This is a genomic window from Paracoccus sp. S4493 (assembly GCF_000967735.1).
GTDB classification, from domain to species: Bacteria; Pseudomonadota; Alphaproteobacteria; order Rhodobacterales; family Rhodobacteraceae; genus Paracoccus; species Paracoccus marcusii.
Map to the genome: position 1 here is coordinate 1 of NZ_JXYF01000124.1, position 719 is coordinate 719.

The window sequence follows — 719 nt, forward strand, 5'->3', positions numbered from 1 at the left end:
TCATCGAGCGTCTGTGGCGCACCCTGAAATACGAATGCGTCTACCTACAAGCTTGGGAGACCGGATCACAGGCACGCACCGGTGTCCGCAACTGGATGGAATTCTACAACCACCGCCGGCCGCACAAGGCTCTTGGCGGCCGACCGCCGGCAGTGGTCTGCTCACTGACAGGAGAAGCAACGCAACCCGATCAGCAGGAGCAGATCAGAGCTTGAAAAGCGCCAGATCCTGTCAAAGGAATGGGGAGAACATCAGTGAAGGAAAAATTCCGTAGCAGATCAGCAACCCTGGCCCGCCATATTTAACGTGTTGAACGTATTATCTCGGCGGTAAGGAAGTTGCGGCAGCATTTAACGATCAGTGGAAGATGACCTTAGCAATATCAATTCATACGGTCCACGATGGAAATGCATCCCGATCGAAGCTACGCACAAGGTTGCAAGCCGTGCTTCCTGAATGCGTTTAGCTCTTCCTGTAATCCTTCAGCAGCCGTATCGCCTGATCGACCTTGGACTCTATCAGCTTGTCCAGAAAGGCGGGCGCCGACATGGCTGACCTGCTTTTCATCGGAGGCACGTGCTTTGCGGCCTTCGACTTTGTGTCTGATTTGGGTCGCGCGCGCGTGGTATTCTTTCGGATCGTCGCCATTGATCAAGCCTTGGTCTGTGCAGCGTCTGAACCGGAACCCCCGCCTGATGTTTGAGGTGCCCCCCGAAAAC

General features: G+C 54.8%; 2 protein-coding genes. One reads left to right on the forward strand and one right to left on the reverse strand.

The window, feature by feature from the left end:
* A partial coding sequence (locus tag TW83_RS19905; protein WP_157001620.1) for an integrase core domain-containing protein occupies window positions 1–215 on the forward strand: 215 nt, incomplete at its 5' end.
* Window positions 216–424: 209 nt separating this feature from the next.
* Here the strand turns inward: TW83_RS19905 and TW83_RS21855 are convergent.
* Window positions 425–719: hypothetical protein (locus tag TW83_RS21855; protein ID WP_204245770.1), on the reverse strand; the 295-nt coding region annotated here is incomplete at its 5' end.